This is a genomic window from Streptococcus sp. VT 162 (assembly GCA_000688775.2).
In the GTDB taxonomy this organism is placed as follows: domain Bacteria; phylum Bacillota; class Bacilli; order Lactobacillales; family Streptococcaceae; genus Streptococcus.
Map to the genome: position 1 here is coordinate 1,460,742 of CP007628.2, position 21,659 is coordinate 1,482,400.

The 21,659-nt window shown below is 43.2% G+C and carries 21 protein-coding genes and 1 pseudogene; 3 read left to right on the forward strand and 19 right to left on the reverse strand.

The window, feature by feature from the left end; genetic code table 11:
* Positions 1-90: 90 nt before the first annotated feature.
* From V470_07340 to V470_10710, 3 genes and pseudogenes are all read left to right on the forward strand, one after another.
* Entirely contained in the window at positions 91-585 is a 495-nt protein-coding gene (locus V470_07340) for a thiol peroxidase (protein AHZ48230.1), read from the forward strand.
* Positions 586-668: 83 nt separating this feature from the next.
* Positions 669-1,319 carry a MarR family transcriptional regulator gene (locus V470_07345; protein AHZ48231.1) on the forward strand — a complete coding sequence of 217 codons (651 nt, stop codon included), beginning with the start codon at positions 669-671 and terminating at the stop codon, positions 1,317-1,319.
* A 107-nt stretch (positions 1,320-1,426) separates the two neighbouring features.
* Positions 1,427-1,797: pseudogene (locus tag V470_10710) on the forward strand (membrane protein).
* 31 nt (positions 1,798-1,828) lie between these two features.
* Here the strand turns inward: V470_10710 and V470_07355 are convergent.
* The 19 genes from V470_07355 to V470_07445 form a co-directional block, all read right to left on the reverse strand.
* Complete coding sequence (locus V470_07355) at positions 1,829-2,272, reverse strand: tyrosyl-tRNA deacylase (protein AHZ48232.1); 444 nt, start codon at positions 2,270-2,272, stop codon at positions 1,829-1,831.
* A 29-nt stretch (positions 2,273-2,301) separates the two neighbouring features.
* Positions 2,302-4,518 carry a GTP pyrophosphokinase gene (locus V470_07360; protein AHZ48233.1) on the reverse strand — a complete coding sequence of 739 codons (2,217 nt, stop codon included), beginning with the start codon at positions 4,516-4,518 and terminating at the stop codon, positions 2,302-2,304.
* A 138-nt stretch (positions 4,519-4,656) separates the two neighbouring features.
* On the reverse strand, positions 4,657-5,787 hold the full coding sequence (locus V470_07365) for a sugar ABC transporter ATP-binding protein (protein AHZ48234.1): 1,131 nt from the start codon (positions 5,785-5,787) through the stop codon (positions 4,657-4,659).
* Between the two features lie 113 nt (positions 5,788-5,900).
* Positions 5,901-6,770, reverse strand: a complete 870-nt coding sequence (locus tag V470_07370) for a regulator (protein AHZ48235.1) — start codon at positions 6,768-6,770, stop codon at positions 5,901-5,903.
* Positions 6,771-6,773: 3 nt separating this feature from the next.
* Complete coding sequence (locus V470_07375) at positions 6,774-7,160, reverse strand: Mini-ribonuclease 3 (GenBank protein AHZ48236.1); 387 nt, start codon at positions 7,158-7,160, stop codon at positions 6,774-6,776.
* Positions 7,153-8,496 carry a cysteinyl-tRNA synthetase gene (locus V470_07380; GenBank protein ID AHZ48237.1) on the reverse strand — a complete coding sequence of 448 codons (1,344 nt, stop codon included), beginning with the start codon at positions 8,494-8,496 and terminating at the stop codon, positions 7,153-7,155. The genes V470_07375 and V470_07380 overlap by 8 nt, the downstream gene beginning before the upstream one ends.
* A 17-nt stretch (positions 8,497-8,513) precedes the next feature.
* Entirely contained in the window at positions 8,514-9,035 is a 522-nt protein-coding gene (locus tag V470_07385; protein ID AHZ48238.1) for a diacylglycerol kinase, read from the reverse strand.
* Between the two features lie 8 nt (positions 9,036-9,043).
* Positions 9,044-9,808, reverse strand: a complete 765-nt coding sequence (locus tag V470_07390; protein ID AHZ48239.1) for a phosphorylase — start codon at positions 9,806-9,808, stop codon at positions 9,044-9,046.
* A gap of 13 nt (positions 9,809-9,821) precedes the next feature.
* Positions 9,822-10,022: a bacteriocin gene (locus tag V470_10715; GenBank protein AJZ74455.1), complete on the reverse strand. Its 201-nt coding sequence runs from the start codon at positions 10,020-10,022 to the stop codon at positions 9,822-9,824.
* A gap of 49 nt (positions 10,023-10,071) precedes the next feature.
* Positions 10,072-10,689 carry a serine acetyltransferase gene (locus V470_07400; GenBank protein AHZ48240.1) on the reverse strand — a complete coding sequence of 206 codons (618 nt, stop codon included), beginning with the start codon at positions 10,687-10,689 and terminating at the stop codon, positions 10,072-10,074.
* A gap of 15 nt (positions 10,690-10,704) precedes the next feature.
* A complete protein-coding gene (locus V470_07405; protein AHZ48241.1) occupies positions 10,705-12,918 on the reverse strand; it encodes a polynucleotide phosphorylase in 2,214 nt (737 codons plus the stop codon).
* Positions 12,919-13,498: 580 nt separating this feature from the next.
* Entirely contained in the window at positions 13,499-14,365 is an 867-nt protein-coding gene (locus V470_07410; GenBank protein ID AHZ48242.1) for a 5,10-methylenetetrahydrofolate reductase, read from the reverse strand.
* A 94-nt stretch (positions 14,366-14,459) separates the two neighbouring features.
* A complete protein-coding gene (locus tag V470_07415) occupies positions 14,460-16,709 on the reverse strand; it encodes a 5-methyltetrahydropteroyltriglutamate--homocysteine methyltransferase (GenBank protein AHZ48243.1) in 2,250 nt (749 codons plus the stop codon).
* Between the two features lie 351 nt (positions 16,710-17,060).
* The gene (locus V470_07420) at positions 17,061-17,354 is read right to left on the reverse strand and encodes a transcriptional regulator (GenBank protein ID AHZ48244.1); all 294 of its coding nucleotides are present in this window, start codon (positions 17,352-17,354) and stop codon (positions 17,061-17,063) included.
* Between the two features lie 186 nt (positions 17,355-17,540).
* Positions 17,541-17,906 carry a hypothetical protein gene (locus tag V470_07425; GenBank protein ID AHZ48245.1) on the reverse strand — a complete coding sequence of 122 codons (366 nt, stop codon included), beginning with the start codon at positions 17,904-17,906 and terminating at the stop codon, positions 17,541-17,543.
* Positions 17,890-18,294 carry a hypothetical protein gene (locus V470_07430; GenBank protein ID AHZ48246.1) on the reverse strand — a complete coding sequence of 135 codons (405 nt, stop codon included), beginning with the start codon at positions 18,292-18,294 and terminating at the stop codon, positions 17,890-17,892. Before V470_07430 ends, V470_07425 begins: the two co-directional genes overlap by 17 nt.
* Positions 18,295-18,386: 92 nt before the next feature.
* The gene (locus V470_07435; GenBank protein ID AHZ48247.1) at positions 18,387-19,988 is read right to left on the reverse strand and encodes a restriction endonuclease subunit M; all 1,602 of its coding nucleotides are present in this window, start codon (positions 19,986-19,988) and stop codon (positions 18,387-18,389) included.
* 45 nt (positions 19,989-20,033) lie between these two features.
* Complete coding sequence (locus tag V470_07440) at positions 20,034-20,789, reverse strand: hypothetical protein (protein ID AHZ48248.1); 756 nt, start codon at positions 20,787-20,789, stop codon at positions 20,034-20,036.
* A 41-nt stretch (positions 20,790-20,830) separates the two neighbouring features.
* On the reverse strand, positions 20,831-21,658 hold the full coding sequence (locus V470_07445) for a hypothetical protein (protein ID AHZ48249.1): 828 nt from the start codon (positions 21,656-21,658) through the stop codon (positions 20,831-20,833).
* Between the last annotated feature and the right edge of the window lies 1 nt (position 21,659).

The following is a 21,659-nucleotide window of genomic DNA, read 5'->3' on the forward strand; positions in this document are numbered from 1 at the left end:
GGCGTTTTTTATCGCTTAATTTCCAGTCAAATCATTGGAAAAATCTGACAATTCTCGGTAAAATAAAAGAAAAAAGAATGGAGTAGTTTCATGACCACTTTTCTCGGAAATCCTGTAACTTTTACAGGTAAACAACTGCAAGTCGGAGACAAGGCACTTGACTTTTCTCTTACGACAACCGATCTCTCTAAAAAAACGCTAGCTGACTTTGATGGAAAGAAAAAAGTCTTGAGTGTTGTCCCTTCTATCGATACTGGTATCTGCTCAACGCAAACACGTCGATTCAACCAAGAACTAGCTAACCTCGACAATACCGTCGTTCTTACTGTTTCTATGGACCTACCATTTGCCCAAGGACGCTGGTGTGGGGCTGAAGGCCTTGACAATGCCATCATGCTCTCAGACTACTTTGACCATTCTTTCGGACGCGATTATGCCCTTTTGATCAACGAATGGCATCTCCTTGCACGTGCCGTCTTTGTTCTCGATACTGACAATGTCATCCGTTATGTAGAATACGTTGACAACATCAATACAGAACCAGACTTTGAAGCTGCTATTGCTGCAGTAAAAGAACTGGACTAAAATCAAAGCCATTAGGGCAGAAGGCTAGAGAAATCTAGCTTTTTTTGATATACTAGATGGAGAGAAAAGACAAGAGGAAACGAATGACTCCAAATAAAGAAGACTACCTAAAATGTATTTATGAAATCGGTACGGAGATGCAGAAAATCACCAATAAGGAAATTGCTGCCCGTATGCAGGTCTCTCCGCCTGCTGTAACAGAGATGATCAAACGCATGAAAAGTGAAAATCTCATCCTCAAGGATAAGGAGAATGGCTATCTATTAACAGATATTGGTCTCAAACTGGTCTCTGAGCTCTATCGTAAACACCGTTTGATTGAAGTCTTTCTAGTTCACCATTTGGACTATACTAGCGATCAGATCCACGAAGAAGCTGAGGTCCTAGAACACACTGTCTCCGACCTTTTTGTAAAGAGACTGGATAAACTGCTTGGTTTCCCTCAAACCTGCCCCCACGGTGGAACCATACCAGCCGAGGGAGAACTCTTGGTTGAAATCAATAACCTGCCACTAGCAGCCGTCCAGGAAGCTGGAACCTATCTCCTGACTCGTGTTCATGATAGTTTTGAACTACTCAAATATCTAGAAAAGCACGCAATTCATATCGGTGACCAAGTCCATGTCAAGCAGTTTGATGGCTTTTCCAATAGCTTTACTCTGGTCAACAAAGACGAAGACCTCCAAGTTAGTATGGATATCGCCAAACAACTCTATGTCGAAAAAATCAACTAACCCCTTATTCCTGAAAGAAATTCCTTTCAGGGATTTTTTATTATGTTAGTTGCAACTCCCATTCATTTGGTGTAGAATGAAGGTAGATAAAAGAGGGAGGTCATCCTATGAAAAAGCTCTTTAGAATCCATTTTGCAGCTATTGCAGTCAGCGATTTGCTACTATTAGCAATTTTTATCTCCAAAACCGACCCCTCTGTAGACTGGCTCCTGCTGTCTGGTTTTATTTTCATCCTTGCTCAAGGACTACTGCTATTTCGCTTGGTCAACCGACTCAAAAAACATTTCTCTGAGATTTATCCTCAAATCAATAAAAAGTTTCGCTTCTACTATTTAGGAGTGCTCATCAGCGATTTTCCTCTCTTATGCCAATCGTCACTTCTTGCCATTCTACTTTTTATTATATAATGGCTAGCCACATAAGAGAAAACTATCCAGACTTTTACGACAAACACATCTCTTTCTGGGAGTGTCTATAAACAAAAACCAAGCCAGCTGGGCTTGGTTTTCTTATCTATTTTTAGTATCAAGGATAATGGTGACTGGTCCGTCATTGACCAGCTCAACCTGCATATCTGCTCCAAAGATACCTGTCTGAACGGGCACTTCTTGCGCTAGCTTTTGATTGAAAGCATCATAGAAATCTGATGCCATATCAGGCTTGGCTGCACCTGTAAAGGCGGGACGATTGCCTTTCTTAGTGTCCGCAAAGAGGGTAAACTGAGAAATAGAAAGAATTGCGCCCTCAATATCCTTAACAGACAGATTCATCTTGCCTTCTGCATCTGAAAAAATCCGCATGTTGACGAGCTTTCGGACAGCATAGTCCAGATCTTCCTCTTGGTCCTCTGGTCCTACTCCGACCAACAATAAGAGCCCCTGATTGATTTTTCCCTGAACCTGACCTTCAATACTCACTTGAGCTTTCTTAACTCGTTGGATAATAATTTTCATAATAGCCTTTCTAGTAACTGAAGGGAGAATTAGCCGTTGGTCCGTTTGACAGAGTAGACCTCTGGCACACTCTTAATCTTGTCCACGACTGTAGTCAGTGTAGAGAGGTTGGAAATACCAAAGGAGACATGGATATTGGCAAATTTCATATCCTTGGTTGGTTGAGCATTAACGGTCGAGATATTCTTAGTTGTGTTGGAGAGAACTTGTAAAACATCGTTCAAAAGCCCTGTACGGTTGAGACCATAGATATCGATGTGAGCAGTGTATTCCTTGCTTGAGAATTGATCTTCCCACTCCACATCAAGGAGACGTTGCTCGTAGTTTTCTTGGGCACGGAGGTTCATACAGTCCACACGGTGAATAGCCACACCGCGTCCCTTAGTAATGTAGCCGACAATGTCGTCACCTGGCACTGGATTGCAACACTTGGCAATCCGAACTAGGAGACCTGAAGCCCCTTCAATGACCACACCACCCTCATGCTTAACCTTGAGGGTTTCTTTATTTTCAACCTTAACTTCGCCACCTTTGACAAGCTCTTCTGCTTCCGCCTTGGCCTTAGCGCGTTCTTCCTCACGACGTTCCTTTTCTGTCAAACGGTTAAAGACGGTAATAGCGCCAATTTCTCCAAAACCAATGGCTGCGTAGAGAGCCTCCTCTGTCTTGTAGCTGGTCTTTTGAAGAACCTCATCCATATGGCGCTTGTCCATGAATTTATTGGCTACATAGCCGTTTTCTTGGAACTGGGCCATCAACATCTCACGGCCCTTATTTACAGATAATTCCTTGTCTTGATTTTTAAAGAACTGACGAATCTTGTTGCGCGCCTTACTGGTCTTGACCATGTTGAGCCAGTCACGACTTGGACCAAAGGAGTTGGGGTTGGTGATAATTTCAACCTGATCCCCTGTCTTAAGCTTGGTTGTCAGTGGAACCATACGGCCATTGACCTTGGCACCGGTCGCTTTTTCACCGACTTTGGTGTGGATTTCATAGGCAAAGTCAATCGGTCCTGAATCTTTTGGAAGGGAGCGAACCGCACCATCTGGAGTAAAGACGTAAATCTCCTCCGCCAGATAGTTTTCTTTAACAGAGTCCACAAATTCCTTGGCATCATCAGCCTGGTCTTGGAGCTCCATCATCTCCTTGATCCAGTTCATCCCAATAGCAGATTCCTTGCTATTGACCTGCCCTTTAATACCTTTCTTATAAGCCCAGTGAGCCGCAACCCCGTACTCAGCCACTTCGTGCATTTCCTTGGTCCGAATCTGGAATTCAATCGGCCCTTTTGGCCCATAAACAGTCGTATGAATAGACTGGTAACCGTTGGCCTTGCGGTTAGCGATATAGTCTTTGAAGCGGCCTGGCATGGGTTTCCAAAGTTCATGCACATAACCCAGCATGGCGTAAACATCACTCTGGGTATCTAAGATACAGCGAATGGCAATCAGGTCATAAATTTCCTCAAAGCGTTTCTTCTTATCCTGCATCTTGCGGTAGATCGAATAGATATGCTTAGGACGACCATAGATTTTCCCTTTGAGATTGCGTTCGGTAGCATAGTCCTCCAACTTGGTTACGACTTCGTCGACCAGAGCCTCACGTTCTCTGCGTTTTTCCTTCATCATGTGGGTGATCTTGTAAAACTCAGTTGGATTGAGATAACGGAAAGATAGATCTTCCAACTCCCACTTGACACTGGAAATCCCTAGACGATGAGCAAGTGGTGCGTAAATTTCCATGGTTTCTCTGGAGATACGTTCTTGCTTGTCCTTTCGCAGGTGTTTGAGAGTCCGCATATTGTGCAAACGGTCCGATAATTTAACCAAGATAACGCGGATATCCTCAGACATGGCCATAAGCATCTTGCGGTGATTTTCAGCCAATTGTTCCTCGAGTGATTTGTACTCAACCTTACCAAGCTTGGTCACCCCGTCAACGATAATCCGAACATCATGACCGAACTCTCTCTCCAAATCATCCAGTGTCGCATCTGTGTCTTCAACCACGTCATGCAAAAAACCACAGGCAACGGTTACAGCATCCAGCTTGAGCTTAGCCAAAATGCCTGCTACCTGAATGGGATGGATAATATAGGGCTCTCCTGATTTCCGAAACTGCCCACTATGACAATCAACTGCGTAAATCAATGCTTTTTGTACAAAAGCAACGTCTTCCTTTGTTAAATATTCTTTCGTTAAAGCGACTACCTGATCGCCCGTCAAATTCACTTCTTTCGGCATCTATACTCTCCAATTCTTCCTACCATTTTATCACTTTTTTAAGGATATGAAAACTAGAAAAGCCTGTTTTTATGCCAATACCAATCATTAAAAAAACACTACCAGATTTCTATAGTAGTGTTTTGACATTTCATTTTCTTAGTAGACTGTTTTTTCAGTTTCTACATCGAAGAAGTGTGCTTTGTTCAAGTCAAATCCAAGTTCAACTGTTGCACCTGTTTGCAAGTAGTCACGAGCATCCACTTTTGCAACAAATTCATCTTTACCAACTTGGCAGTAAAGGTGAGATTCTGAACCAAGCAATTCTGATACAGAGATAGTTGCTTTAACAACTGATTCTGGGAATGTTTCAAGGAAAGCAGGTTCTGCATTCACATCTTCTGGACGAATACCGAAGATCAATTCTTTTCCTTCGTAGCCTTTGTCACGAAGAACTTTCAAAGCACCTTCTGGCACTTTCAAACGGAAACCGTCAGAAACAATTTCGCTACCAACCAATTTCACATTGATGAAGTTCATAGCTGGGCTTCCGATAAATCCTGCTACAAATTTGTTAACTGGGTTTTTGTAAACTTCTTGAGGGGTACCGATTTGTTCAACACGTCCGATAGTACCTGTACCAGCAGGGTTCTTAGTAGCTGACATGATAACAATACGGTCTGCAAGAGTCATCGCTTCTGTTTGGTCGTGAGTTACGTAGATAGTTGTAGCTCCGATACGACGGTGGATTTTCGCGATTTCAGCACGCATGGATACACGAAGTTTGGCATCCAAGTTTGACAAAGGTTCGTCCATCAAGAACACTTTTGCATCACGGACGATCGCACGACCCATGGCAACACGTTGGCGTTGACCACCTGAAAGGTCAGCTGGTTTACGATCCAAGAATTCTTTCAAACCAAGGATTGCTGCTGCTTCTTGCACACGTTTGTCGATGTCTTCTTTGCTGTATTTACGCAATTTCAAACCGAAAGCCATGTTGTCATATACAGTCATGTGTGGGTAAAGAGCGTAGTTTTGGAATACCATGGCGATGTCACGGTCTTTTGGAGCTACGTCGTTGACAACCACGCCATCGATAGATGCAGTACCTTCTGTGATGTCTTCAAGACCAGCAATCATACGAAGAGTTGTTGATTTACCACATCCTGAAGGACCTACGAAAACGATAAATTCCTTGTCTTTGATGTCCAAGTTGAAGTCTTCAACTGAGTAGTGTTCGCTGTTTGGATATTTTTTGTAAATGTTTTTAAGATTTAATTCTACCATCGAGGTGAACTCCTTTTGTCTTTTGATAGTTTTATTATAGATGAAAACGCTTTATTTTTCTATGGCAAGGTGACCAAAAAAATAAAAAAGTTCTGTGCAACTTGCACAAAACTTTAAAGAATATCTGGTAAAATCAACTGATAACAAAGAGTGAGATCCGTCAACTCCTTCAACTGAAGTCCTGTCAATTCTTCCCATCTATCAATCTTGTATTGGAGAGAGTTGCGGTGCAGATAGAGTTGCTGGGCTGTTTTAGTCAGAACAGCACTGTTTTCCCAGAGAGAAAGGATAATTTCCTGAATCTGGTCTTGATCCAAGATCATCTGGTGCAGGCATTCCTTGGTTACCTTCAGGTCCACTAGTCTTTCTCCCATACTCCATAGATAGAGTTGTGAAAAGGTGTGTACACCTTGGTGACCCTGACGCCACCAAGTCTTAAACAAATCTCGCTCCGCTTTGATTAAGTCTGATAGGGCCTGAGGACCTGTCTGAGACCAAACCTGCCCCAACATGATCGACAGACGAAGACCAAAATCATACTCAACTGCCTCAATCGTATCAGATAAGATCGAGCGAACAGAGGTGTACTTATCTTGTTGAAGCACAAATACATAATCCTGAGCCCCGACCTGCAATACTGTCTGGCAGTTGGGAAAGAGGGTCCGCATCATGTCTAGCCAAGAGGATAGATTTTCCTGTTGGAAATAGGAAAGATGGCAATAAACCAGTTGTATCTTTTTAAATGTTTGCGGTGCCTGCCCCTTCCCCTCAATCAGATAGGGATACCAAGGATTGAGCGAACGAGCCTGCTCTTGCTGGGTCAAAAGGGCAACCAGCTGCTTTTCACGCTCGCTGAGCCCAGCTTCCTCCAGTAAAATCCACTGCTGAGAAGCTAAAGGGAGAGTGAGATAGCCTGGTTTCTCTACTGGCTGATCTGAAATCTGAGCTTCAGGAAACCAGTCTTGTAATTCCTTTGCAATCATGTCCTAGCCCTCCACTTTTTGGATGCACCAAGAAATTATAGTCTCTAGACGCTCCACATTTTCAGTCAGATGGAGATAGCCCATCACTGCTTCAAAACCTGTAGACATGCGGTAAGTCACCACATCTGCATTTTTAGCCTTTGTGTGACTATTGGTATTGCGGCCACGTTTGTAGATTTCTTCTTCTTTTTCCGTCAGGACTTGCTCTTCCAACATGAGGGAAATCAAGCGAGCCTGAGCCTTGGCTGACACATACTTAGTCGCCTCTTGGTGGAGTTTGTTGGGTTTGGTCATGCCTTTAAGGATGAGATGGCGACGGATATACATGGAATAAACCGCATCTCCTTCGAAGGCAAGCGCAATCCCGTTAATGAGATTGACATCAATCACGAGTCCACCTCACTCCATCCTTGGTGTCAAGGAGCTTAATTCCTTGAGCCGCTAATTGATCACGGATTTGGTCTGCTGTCGCAAAGTCACGATTAGCACGCGCTTCTTGGCGCTTTTGGATCAAGGCTTCAATGTCTGCATCCAAAACTTCCTCAACAAAGACAATCCCAAAGACCTCTAACATAGCCGCAAGAGCTTCCTTAACACTTGCATCATAGTTTCCTGAGTTGATCCATTTGGCCATTTCAAAGACAACTGTGATACCGTTGGCAGAGTTGAAATCCTCATCCATAGCGGCAACAAACTTATCTTTAAAAGCCTGTAACTCTTGAGCATCTACAGTCCCAGAAAATGGTTGCTCATAGGTGTTCTTTAGATACTTGAGATTGGTCTCGGCATCACGCACTGCTTTTTCTGTAAAGTTGATCGGCTTGCGGTAATGCTGAGTCGCAAAGAAGAAACGAAGTACTTGCCCATCAATGGTCTTAAGAGCATCATGCACGGTAATAAAGTTGCCCAAGGACTTGGACATCTTGACATTATCGATATTGACAAAACCATTGTGCATCCAGTAGTTGGCAAAGATCTTGCCTGTTTTGGCTTCTGACTGGGCAATTTCGTTGGTATGGTGAGGAAACTCCAGATCAGCTCCCCCACCGTGGATATCAATGGTATCGCCCAAAATCTCTGTTGACATGACCGAACACTCGATATGCCAGCCCGGACGACCAGGTCCCCAAGGACTGTCCCAAGAAATCTCGCCTGGTTTTACAGCTTTCCAAAGGGCAAAGTCTACAGGATTTTCCTTGCGAGCCGTTTCTTCATCGGTACGACCTGATGCACCTAGCTCCAAATCTTCCAAGGTTTTGTTAGCCAACTTAGCATAGTTATGGGATTTTTCCACTCGGAAGTAAACATCTCCTTGACTCTCGTAGGCATAACCTTTTTCAATCAAGTCTTCCACAAAACGAATGATGTCAGCCATAAACTCTACTACACGCGGATGACGAGTCGCAGGTTTCACGCCCAAAGCCGTCACATCCTCACGAAAGGCAGCGATGTACTTGTCCGCAACCTCCAGAGGCGTGATACCTTCTTCCTTGGCACGGTTGATAATCTTATCGTCTACATCCGTGAAATTGGAAATATAGGCAACTTCGTAGCCACGGTATTCGAAATAACGACGAATGGTATCAAAAGCTACTGTTGAGCGGGCATTGCCGACATGGATATAGTTGTATACAGTTGGCCCACAGACATACATCTTAACCTTGCCGTCCTCAATAGGTACAAATTCTCGCAAATCACGAGACATGGTGTCATAAATTTTAATCATGCGGTCCACTCCCTTCTCTATTTCTGACTTTTTCGGCTGAAAACCAGCTCTGCAAAAGGGCCAAATTGTCTGAGGCTATCCAGTTGGTAAAAGTGCTGCCCTTCCTCTTGAGTAAAGAGGGGAACTCCCTTTCCTAGGATAAGGGGCGCTATCTGAATAATGAGGTGGTCGAAAAGATCCGCATCCAAGAGCGGTCCTACCAAGGAATTACCACCAATCACAAAGACATTTTTGCCTTTGTCAATCTGTTGAACAAAGTCCACCACATCCCCAGCTACTGGCTGGTAATTGCTGACAGGCAGGTGCCTATCATGTGTAAAGACATAGTTTTCCGTAGCTTGATAAAAACTTTCTACATCTTGCAAATCTTGGATTTCCTCAAAGGTCCGCTTGCCCATGATGGTGATATCCATTTGCCTGTAAAAGTCATCATAGCCTGTATCCTCTACAGAACCAAGCTGATGCAGCCAGTCTATCCTGTGCTGACTGTCTGCCAAGTAGCCATCCATGGTGATACAGCCGTAAAAATATACTGCCATTCTTGTAGTTACCTTTCTAGTTCCTCGGCTATTATCAAAGCGATAGTGAAAAAAGTCATGGCATCAGCTGTCCGCTCTTCATGGCGGGCATCCCAGATTCGGTTATGATGATCCACATAGTCAGCTGTGTAGAAGAACTGATAGACTTTACTCTTGCGAAATTGACTCCAAGCCATGATAGCTGAAGCTTCCATGTCCACCACTTTGGCTCCAGCAGCCAAGCGACGCTTGACCTTATCAGGCGTTTCTCGATAAAAGGCATCAGTCGTCCAAGACTTGGTGCGGATATGTTCGATATTGTGCTTGTCAAAGATGGCTTCCAGCTCGATCAGCAGAGACTCGTCATAGGCGACTTCGTCACCCGGTGGGGCATAGTGATAGCTAGTTCCTTCATCACGCAATGCAGCTGCAGGCAGAATAATCTTGTCAGCCTCAATTGAGCGGTCCAAAACGCCACAGGAACCTAAAATGATGAAATTTTTGAAGCCTCTGGCCGCCAACTCCTCCAGCTGGCCGACTATCATGGGAGCCCCAATTGGAGCCAACATAACTGCTAGCTTGCTAGGTCCTTGGCCATAAATATACCATGGATGATGGCCGTTTATGCTTTTCAAATAGCCTCCCTGATAGACATTTTCTGACTCAATCAAACGTTTCAGAATCTCGCCATTAAAGGACAGGATGATGGTTTCGCACACCTCACCCTTGTCAGGGACTGGCTTTTCAGTTGGCTCAATAACTGCTGCTACATCTTCAAATTCCTCTAATAGCATAACTTCTCTTTCTTTAAGGCTTCAGCAAATCCGCCTTCATTTTATTTAGACGGCGCAGTTTGGTCTCATCTTTTTTGGCTTCACTGATATAATGAGCCCATTCACGCTGGTGGCTAGGTGGCAGTTTAATAAAGCGCTCCTTAGCAAGACCATCCAAGCGTTCTTGCAACTCAAGAACTGCCTGGTTCAAAATTGCATCTGATAAATCTGACATAGTTCTTACCTCCTGTCATACTTCACCTCGATAACTTTGCTACCCTATCCTACAGACTTGATGAATGGTGACTGGCTTCACGGGCATGTTCTAGCTTGTCTAGATAGTATTCTCGTTTTTCTTCAACTTCGTGGATCATCGGCTCATCTTTCTGTCCATGAACTCGGACGATCTTAGCTGGGATTCCGACAACTGTCACATCGCTCGGAACATCTGCCACAACCACTGCACCCGCCCCAACTTTGGCTTTCTCTCCAATTTCAATAGGGCCAATCACCTGAGCATGGGCTGAAATCAGCGCCCCTTTTCGGACAGTCGGATGGCGTTTACCAACATCCTTCCCTGTTCCACCAAGAGTCACTCCGTGATAGAGAAGAACGCCTTTTTCAACAATCGCCGTCTCTCCAATCACCAGGCCTGAGCCATGGTCGATAAAAACACCTGATTCTATCTGAGCACCCGGATGAATCTCTATCTGAGTCCAAAAGCGCCAAAACTGACTATGCAGCCGAGCCAGGAGTTTGAAGCCGTGCTTCCAGAGAAAATGCGAGAAACGGTGGGCAGCTAAGGCCTTGACACCTGGATAAGTCAGCAAAACTTCCAAACTGTTGCGTGCCGCTGGATCATTTTCTTTTACAATATCAATGGTTTCGCGCCACCATCCCATACATTTCTCCTTTTCTTATTCTGAATCTTTTGGTGTTTCTGTAAATTCTTTCTTAGGTTTGTGGTCCTTGTGATGACGTGGACGGTGAGGTCGCTCAGACTTTTCGCCTTTTTCATCATGATCAGGTTTTGGAGGACGAGGAAGAAGAGCCTTCATAGAGGCATCGATACGGCCTTTTTCATCAATCTTGATAACCTTAACGTCGACTTCATCACCGATAGCTACCAAATCTTCGACACGGTTGGTACGAGTCCAAGCCATTTCAGAAATGTGCACAAGTGCATCTGTCTTATCAAAGAGGTTGACAAAGGCACCAAATTTCTCGATACGAACAACCTTAGCATGGTAAACTTCATCCACTTTGGCTTCACGAACCAAGCCAGCGATGATTTCTTTGGTTCGGTTAATAGCAGCTTGGTCGCTAGAGTAGATAGAAACATTACCTTCTTCGTCGATATCAATCTTAACGCCTGTTTCAGCGATAATTTTGTCGATGGTTTCTCCACCCTTACCGATGACAATCTTGATCTTGTCCACATCAATCTTGATAGTATCAATTTTCGGTGCAGTTGGAGCCAATTCTGGACGAACTTCTGGAATAGTTGCTTCAATCACATCAAGGATTTCAAAACGAGCTTTCTTGGCTTGAGCAAGGGCCTCAGTCAAGATTTGTGCAGTAATCCCTTGGATCTTGATATCCATTTGAAGGGCTGTAATCCCGTCACGAGTACCGGCAACCTTAAAGTCCATGTCTCCAAAGTGGTCTTCCAAACCTTGGATATCTGTCAATACAGTGTAGTTATTTCCATCTGAGATAAGTCCCATGGCAATACCAGCTACTGGCGCCTTGATTGGCACACCACCAGCCATAAGGGCGAGCGTTCCCGCACAGATAGAGGCTTGAGAAGATGAACCGTTTGATTCTAACACTTCAGCTACCAAGCGAATCGCGTATGGAAATTCTTCCAAACTTGGCAAGACTTGAGCAAGAGCACGTTCACCGAGAGCCCCATGACCAATTTCACGACGACCAGGCGCACCGTAACGACCAGTTTCCCCTACAGAGTATTGAGGGAAGTTATAGTGGTGCATAAAGCGTTTCTTGTACTCTGGATCCAAACCATCAATGATTTGAGTTTCACCCATTGGAGCCAAAGTCAAAACTGAAAGAGCCTGAGTTTGTCCGCGAGTGAAGAGACCTGAACCGTGCACACGAGGAAGGAAGTCAACAACCGCATCCAAAGGACGGATTTCATCGACCTTACGCCCGTCAGGACGCACCTTGTCTTCTGTAATCAAACGGCGCACTTCAGCGTGTTCCATTTGTTCCAAGATTTCAGCCACATCACGCATAATACGGTCAAATTCTTCGTGGTCTGCATATTTTTCTTCATACACCGCAGTCACTTGGTCTTTAACTGCTTGAGTCGCAGCTTCTCGAGCCAATTTTTCTTCTACTTGGACAGCTTTTTGGAGGTCACTGTTGTAGGCTGCGATGATTTCAGCCTGCAAGTCAGCGTCTACATGAAGCAATTCCACTTCTGCTTTTTCCTTACCAACTGCCGCAACGATTTCTTCTTGGAAGGCAATCAATTCTTTGACTGCTTCGTGCCCTTTGAGAAGGGCTTCCAACATGATTTCTTCTGACAATTCTTTGGCACCAGACTCTACCATGTTGATGGCGTGTTTGGTACCAGCTACTGTCAATTCAAGGAGAGATTGCTCTGCTTGTTCTTGCGTAGGGTTGATGATGATTTGACCATCTACATAGCCCACTTGCACCCCAGCAATTGGTCCGTCAAACGGAATATCTGAGATAGAAAGTGCCAAGGATGAACCAAACATAGCCGCCATTGGAGCAGAGGCATTTTCATCATAAGAAAGGACGGTGTTGATAACTTGGACTTCGTTACGGAAACCTTCCGCAAACATAGGACGGATTGGACGGTCAATCAAACGCGCTGTCAAAGTCGCATCTGTTGAAGGACGTCCTTCACGTTTCATAAAGCCACCAGGAAACTTCCCAGCCGCATACATTTTTTCTTCGTAGTTGACTTGAAGAGGGAAGAAATCCCCAGTTGCCATTTTCTTAGACATAACGGCAGCAGTCAAGACAGTTGACTCACCGTAACGCACGACAACAGAGCCATTTGCTTGCTTAGCAACCTGACCAGTCTCTACAATTAACTCACGACCAGCAAAAGTCGTTTGAAACACTTGTTTTGTCATTTTAATCCCCTTTGGATTGATGAAATTATACGCCTTGCCTACAAAGATCAAGATACTAAAGTCGCAAAAAGCAAAGTAAAAATAGGAAACTGGCGAAGTCTTCGATAAAGACAAGACAGTTTATCTTTTTTACACAGCTTTTCGGCCGTGTTCAATTACTCATGATTGCATAAATTAACGCAGTGTGCGATGCACACCAGGAAATCTATCTTTTTCACTAGGGATTTAGCCCGTGTTCAACTATCAAGATACAAATCATTAGAAAGGTTTGATGCTAAAGCATCTAATCCTTTCACGCTAATCGCTATTAGGCGATTAGCTAAATACTTTACTAACTCTCTCGTCAAATAACATCGATTTGACTCGTTCGTGTCGCTCAAACTAAATACTGAAAAGAACAAATTATGAAAAAATTTCTATCATAAAATTGAGAATCGACAAAGCCTTTAAAACTTTTATACCCTCATCTTTGTATCAAGTACGTACAGAGTCTATTTTATCATATTTTTCTTAAAAAGTACGGGCTTTTCTATTAAAAAGGAACCATTCCCCTCACCTGAGAAGAATGGTTTGCTTTTTATTATCCTAAAGACTGATGATTAAACAAGGCATGGGTTGCTTGGTGGATGTATTTTGCTGTTTCAGCATTGTTCATGGTGTAGAGATGCACACCAGCAACATCCTGAGTTACCAAGTCCACGATTTGATCCACTGCATAGGCAAGTCCTGCTGCTCTGAGCGACTCAGGGTCATGCTCATACTTGTCTAAGATGGCTTTAAATTTACGTGGAAGGTGGATATTCTCACAAGTCTTCAAGAGACGAAGCGCTTGGTTACGGTTAAGAATGGGCATGATCCCCGCATGAATGGGAACATCAATCCCTGCCAAGGTACACTTATCTTGAAAATCATAGAAGCGCTCATTGTCAAAGAAAAGCTGCGTTACGAGGCTGGAACAGCCTGCATCCACTTTCTTCTTGAGATTTTGAATATCTGAGATCTGGTTTGGAGAGTCAGGGTGCCCCTCTGGGTAGCAAGCGCCAATAATATCAAATTGAGGGGCTTGTTCCTTGATGAACTCGATCAAATCCGTTGCGTAGCGGAAATCCTTTTGTGGTTCCACATCAGGGATAATATCCCCACGCAAGGCCAAGATTTTCTGTACCCCAACCTTATCCAAGTCTGCAATGGTTTCAGCAACTTTATCCTTGGTCAGATAGATAGCTGGCAAGTGGGCAATAGTTGGAATCGCCAAGTCATTCTGGATAAAATCAGCCAAACGAACCGTTGTTTCCTTGATATTAAATTTATTATTGCTGGCAGTCACACTGATAAAGTGAGGTGTCAGCTCCCGCATATCCTGCAAGGCTGAAATAATTTTATCATTACCCACTGCTGGGTTTGGAGGGAACACTTCAAATGAAAGTGACGGTGTTTGGCGTGACATAGTCATTATCCTTTTCTTTTTGATTTCATGATTGCTGAGCCGGCTTGGGCCAAGCAGTTCCTTGATCAGTCAGTGTCAAGAGAGAAATCTTATCTTACAATTTCTCACGCGCAGCTTTTGCTGCTTCGACAAGGCGGATCAAGCTTTCTTTTGTTTCTGGAATACCACGTGTTTTCAAACCACAGTCAGGGTTGATCCAAACTTTCTTGCTTGGTACTTTGGCAAGAATAGCATCAATCGTGTGGTCGATTTCGCCTTCGTTTGGCACACGAGGTGAGTGGATATCGTAAACCCCAGGTCCCACTTCTGTTTGGAAGTTTTTCGCTTTGAGTTCGTCCAAGATTTCAAGGTTTGAACGGCTTGCCTCAAATGAAATAACGTCCGCATCCATGTTGTCGATAGCTGGGATGATATCTGTAAATTCTGAGTAACACATGTGAGTGTGGATTTGAGTATCTGGCGCAACTGTAGAGTGTACCAAGCGGAAGGCTGGAATAGCCCAGTCAAGGTAGTCTTCGTACCAGTCGCTACGACGGAGTGGCAATTTCTCACGAAGAGCAGCCTCGTCGATTTGGATGATTTTCACACCTGCAGCTTCAAGGTCAAGAACTTCATCCTTGATAGCAAGGGCGATTTGAAGAGTTGAGTCCTTGATAGAGATGTCTTCACGTGGGAATGACCAGTTGAGGATGGTAACCGGTCCAGTCAACATACCTTTGACAGGCTTGTCTGTACGGCTTTGTGCGTAGCTAGACCATTTGACAGTGATTGGGTTAAGACGAGTGACGTCACCCCAGATGATTGGTGGTTTCACCCCACGCATACCGTATGATTGTACCCAACCATTCTTAGAGAAGAGGTAACCGGACAAGTTTTGACCGAAGTACTCAACCATGTCGTTACGCTCGAACTCACCGTGTACAAGCACGTCAAATCCAACTTCTTCTTGCCATTTGATCCATTCGTCGATGGTTTCAGCAAGGAAAGCGTCGTACTCTTCTTGTGACAATTCACCCTTACGAAAGGCCAAACGTTTGGCACGGACTTCCTTAGTTTGAGGGAATGAACCGATGGTTGTTGTTGGAAGAGCTGGAAGTTTAAAGGCTTCTTCTTGGATGGCTTCACGTTCTGCAAAGGCTGGCAAACGAGTGTAGTCTGCGTCAGTCAATCCAGCGATGCGCGCACGAAGTTCTGCATTTTCACCCACACGCTCAGTCGCAAAGAGTTCTTTGTTAGCTGCAAGAGCTTCTGCACCTTGACCATTGCGGATAGCATCCAAGTCACGGATCTCATCCAATTTTTCAACTGCAAATGCAAAGTGGTTCAAGATAGCTGGTTCAAATTCTTCGTTAGCAGTTGTAAATGGCACGTGAAGAAGTGAGCATGAGCTTGTCAATACGATGGTTTCAGCTGGGATTTGCTCAAGAACAGCCAAGCTCTTTTCGTAGTTGTTGCGCCAGATGTTTTTACCATTGACGATACCAGCATAGAGAGTCTTGTCAGCTGGGAAACCACCTTTAACGAGTTCAAGAGTTTTCTTACCTTCAACGAAGTCCAAACCAATGGCATCTACTGGCAAGTTCACAAGATCAGAGTAGACGTCACGAACGTCACCGAAGTAAGTTTGAAGCAAGACTTCAAGACCTTTCTTGTCAGCCAAAAGCTTGTTGTAGAGGTTCAAGAAGAGAGCTTTTTCTTCAGCTGTCAAGTCTTTGACAAGAGCCGCTTCGTCGAGTTGGATGCGAGTTGCACCAAGCTCCGCCAATTTAGCAAAAACTTCTTGGTATGCAGCCACTAAGCTATCTACGAAGTCTTCAGCTTTCACGCCTTCTTCAAAGTCTGACAATTGAAGGAAAGTGAATGGACCTACAAGAACAGGACGAGTGTTGAGACCAAGTTCTTTTGCTTCTTGGAACTCATCAAAGATCTTGTGACCAGCCAATTTAACTTGAGTGTCTTTTTCAAATTTAGGAACGATGTAGTGGTAGTTGGTGTTGAACCATTTCTTCATCGGAAGGGCACGAACATCCCCTTTTTCTCCTTGGTAACCACGTCCCAAAGCAAAGTAACGCTCAAGGTCAGACAAGTCCAAGTTTTGAACTGAAGCAGGTACCACGTTGAAAAGGAAAGCTGCATCTAGGAAGTTGTCATAGTGAGAAAAGTCATTTGAAGGGATTTCAGTGATGCCTTTTTCTTTGACAATGTTCCAGTGTTTAGCACGCAAGTCTTTTGCTGCTGCCAAGAGTTCTTCTTCTGAGATTTCTTTTCTAAAGTATTTTTCAGTTGTAAATTTTAATTCGCGGAATTCGCCCAAACGAGGGAAACCGATGATCGTAGTTGACATGATGTGTCCTCCAAAATTTGTTGTTGAAACTATCTTAACAGAAAAGAAAGGGTCTGTATAATTGTAAATAATTAGGCTTTGATATAGTTTGAAACTATATCATTCTTTTGGACAAAAGAAAAAGACTTGAGACCAGTGTCTCAAATCCTTTGTATTGCTTATTTTATGACTGTATTTTAGTTGGAATGCTCAAACGAGCTATTGACAATTCTCATCAGCGACTATGGCTTGCTATTAGAAAAGACTATAGGGTGGTTTTCTTTTGTAATTCTGATATTTCCCTGAAAAAATGCGGACGGGAGATGAAATTGTCCAGTGGATGATTTTAGAAATCCAAGGAATTTCATCCTATCAATTTTTTTCCTGTTCAAGTGGGACGACTGCTAGTGTCTTTCCTAAACTGGCTAAGACTTTTAAGACCGTATCCAACTGAGGACTAGTCTTTCCTGTTTCCATCCTAGCTATGACAGGCTGGCTTACTCCACTGAGTTCCTCTAGCTTTTTCTGACTGATACCTTGCTCATGTCTAGCCTCAATCAACTCACTCATAATAGCCACTCGCATATCACTTTCAAGAATTTCTTCCTTGGTAAAGAGTTCTGTTCGGACATCCTTCCAATTACTTCCAATGGTACTATTCTTCATCACTTAACCCTCTTTCTTTTATGTCCTTCAGTTCACGCTTGGCTTTTTTAAATTATAACTTAAAAGTTATTAAAAATAAATCCTAATATTCATAAAAAGAAGACCTTCAGAAAAACTCTAAAGGTCTCATCTTTATTATTCGAAAAAATTATGAGAAGAGTTATAATGTGGAGCTAATCCTGACTCTTACACCAACTCAATGCCTTTCTCACGGAGATTAGCCAGACATTCCTCATAGTATCCTGCATCATGCTCACTATAGATGGGCTTGCCCAACTTTTCCTCAGGCAAGTCTTCATAAGGAGGGCAGGTCTTACCTCGGTAGTTCTTGTCCAACCACTCTGGACTGACATTGTAGCCACGGTTAGCCATCTCCTCCATGATCAAGCGATGATAAGCATAGAGTTGATAGGGCGAGTGAGTAAAGACATAGTCCACCGTCGCATGCTTTCTCCCCCAGCCATTGCCACGCAGGGCACAGCACTCTCGATGTTGTCCCAAGAGTTGCGGACGGGGAAGTTGTGAAATCAAATCCTCATGCCAAAGTCTCATTGGAGTCTCCTTTCAGTAAGGTCGAATATTGCAAGTAGGTATTTGGATAGTGTTCAAGCAAGTCTCGAGTTTTAACGACTAAGTCTTCCTTGGAAGCCTGACCAAAGCGGTAGCGATCCAGCAAGAGCATATAGTCCTTACGCTCAACATCTGTCGCTTTCTTTTTGAAATAGCCCCAAATATGCTGAAAGGCATTGCAAACCTGACCCCTGTGTTCGGGGATTTGACAGGCACGGTCAATCATCTCTTGAACCTGACTCACCTCCACCTGTTCATTCTTCAAGTATTGGCGAATCTCATTATAAATATTACTGGAATGGCTCAAAACGAGGTATTTGTTTCTAGCCCAGAGTTGTTGGCACTGGGATTTTTGGTTAATTTGTTCCATGTTCCTCCTTGCTGTCTATCAGTTTCCAGGAAATATGGAAACAAAGTTGTATCTAAAAAATGAGCGAATTACGAGCGGATCAATTAAGCCCATCACCCTTTAAAGTTTTTCAAAAACTCTTTAAGTTCAGCATCGGCTTCTGGTGTGGTTCCGTGGAGTTGGTTGAGTATTTCCAATAATGAAGCTGTTTGGCTTTCGATAGCTTTATTTGTCTCGTTAATCTTGCTGACGATTTCTGTCAGTGGCTCTACTTCTTCTTCCTCAAAGGTATCTACATAGCGAGGGATATTGAGGTTGTAGTCATTTTCGACGATTTCTTCATAGCTTGCTAGGTGGGCAAACTTATCCATCTCCTCACGTGACTTGTAGGCTTCCAAAATCTTCTCAATATGAGCATCCGTCATGATATTTTGGTTTTTGCCTTTATCAAACTCCTTAGAAGCATCGATAAAGTAGACATCCCGATTGGTACGGTTCTTTTTGAGAATGATAACCGTGGTCGGAATGCTGGTATTAAAGAAGATATTGGCAGGTAGACCGATAACCGTATCAATAGCACCTTCTTCTAGCAAAGCCTTACGAATGGTCCCTTCCGCATTACCACGGAAAAGGACACCGTGGGGAAGGACGATAGCCATAACACCATTATCCTGCTTGAGATGGTAGTAACCATGCAAAAGAAAGGCAAAATCAGCCTTGGATTGGGGCGCTAGTTTCCCAAAAGGAGAGAAACGAGGATCATTCAGGAAGCCAGAACTTGCGGACCACTTGGCAGAGTATGGAGGGTTCATGAGAACCCCGTCAAAGTTGGTCGGTTCCTGTGTCGGCCAGTCTTCGTCTAGTGTATCGGCATTGTGGAGAAATTGATTCTCAACTGGAACACCGTGTAGAATCATATTCATCCGAGCTAGGTTATAGGTTGAGGTATTGAGCTCCTGACCAAAGTAGACCACTGTCTGCGGTTTATGAGAGTATTTCTTGGCATTGAGCAAGAGAGAGCCAGAGCCCATGGTCGCATCATAGATGGTAAATCCTTGCTGGTCCTCACGATCTAAAAAGGCAATCTGAGTCATGAGCTTGGCAACAGGTTGAGGCGTATAGAATTCACCTGCTTTCTTACCCGAGTCAGTCGCAAACTGACCGATCAGATACTCATAGGCATCCCCCAGCATATCACCAGCATGACCAGCCACATCTAGCACAGCCAACTCTTTCATGACTGCCGCCACTGTTTGGTTTTGCTTTTGTGGAGTTGCCCCTAGCTTTTTGGAATAGAGATCAATATCTTCAAAGAGGTTTTCATAAAGGTCGTCACTCTGCTCGATATCACGAAAACCTTGAGCCAGATCTTCTAGCTGAAAAGTCCCCTCATTGACACGTGCTACCAGAGCCGTAAAGGTCAGGTCAGGCTTGATACTATAGTTGAGTTCGTCCTTCATGACTGCAATAAGATCCTCGTGAGTGTCCGCATCCTCGTAGTAGTTACGATAGACCTCAAGAGCATCCTCAAGACTATCCGTCCCTTCTTCCATAGTCTCCGCCACGAAAAAGAGCATCTTGTCTGACAGATACTTATAAAAGACCATGCCCAAAAGATAAGACTTGTAGTCGTTGGCATCCATCTTAGAGCGGAGAACATCCGCTGAGTTCCACAGGGCTTGATAGAGCGACTGGGAAGTTTGTGTTGTTTCCATAATGTTTCTTTCTAAGTTTTGCAATTAATTTTTTTAAACAAGCAATCATTTATAACAAATCACTTCTTTTTCAATCGTTCGAATCAAATCTAAAGGAATAGAGGAGACTGGAAGTTGATAAACGATGTTTTTTCGAGGGTTATAAAATCCAAGATTTTCGATAGAAAGGAAGTCAGGATCATAGGAATGTAAACCCATGATGTAGTATACAAGTACTTGTAGCGTATGGTCTTTATTTGGAGCTGTTTTAGTAACCTTAAAATCCCACAGTGTATCCTTGGTCAGAAAATCTCCATCACCCTTATCAATCGTTTCTGTATAACCTCCAAGAAAATGAAAGCCATCCTTTACCAAAGGACCATAGAGGTCGAAAAAGCAAAGACTTCGTTCTACCATGATACGAATATTCTCTATCGTTTCTGCATCCACCAAAATTTCCTCAAAAGGCTTATAATACTGTTTCCCCGCACGATAAACAACATCAAAAGAAACCAAACGACACGCACTTTCTATCGATAAATCGTCCAATCCTGTCACCAAATCGAGCAGTGCTTCTGCTAGGTCTCCCATGCCCACCATCTGAGCTCCCTTGAGAGAAATTCTGAAAGCATCATGGGCTTCTGTCCCTTTCATAAAGCGTGTCAAGTAGTCCACACAAATGCCCACTAAACTAGGAGATACAGACTCTACAGGATGCAGAACTCTATGGTCTTCGAACTGCTCTACTGAAAATAACTTGATGGGCAGATAACCACCTCGAGGTTGGTTAATTTCTTTTATACGTTGTGTTACAGATACCATTAATACTCCTCTTTATAGATAATTTTTTAAAGAATGTTACTTCAGTTTTCCTTCTTCCGTAATCGCCTAGCAGAGCTGGCTTCCATCTGATGACTTGTAATTGGATTAGTATATAATCTCCCTAACGCCAATTTTAAGAAACTTGTCAATCGTTTGTTGGTATCAATAATAAATTTTCCTTCTGAAACCTTGAAATCCTGCTCTGGATATTGTTCATATGATGTTAATAAGGTGCTAATTATTGAGGTATCAGATAGGTCAATTTCATCATCTTTTAGAATTGCCACCATTTTTAAATTATTAGATTTAATTTCAAAATCTGAGAAAGTAACTAAATCAATTCTTTTTAATTCATCAACTTCTGCAAGACTAGCTATACGGTAATAATCATCAATACCTTTGAATAGACTATGAATCGTCCTAAAACTTCTAAAGTACAATTTATTATTTCCATCAAAATAGGCATCGTTCTCAGATTTTAATTCTATACCATTTTCAATAATTGTTCTCTCAGCTTTTCTACGTCTCCATTTCAAGATTGACTTATCAACCATTCTCTTTGATTTAGTTATTTTTTGAAAAACTAAACCGTCATTTTCAACTTTTCGAAAAATCAAATCAATTTTCGAGAACTCTTCCTCAGTTACATCATTTAAACTTACAGTACTTGAAAACTTATCCCCATATTCTTTGACCATAGACATATGTTCATCATCAATTTCAATATAGAACCATTCCTCATGTTCTAACTTTATTTCTGGATCAAATTCTCTACTATTTTCAGGATCAATCTCCGGAGCAACTAATTCAGAAATATCATCCGTGTTATCCAATTTTCTATACGTTCGACCTACTTTTACTAAAAACATA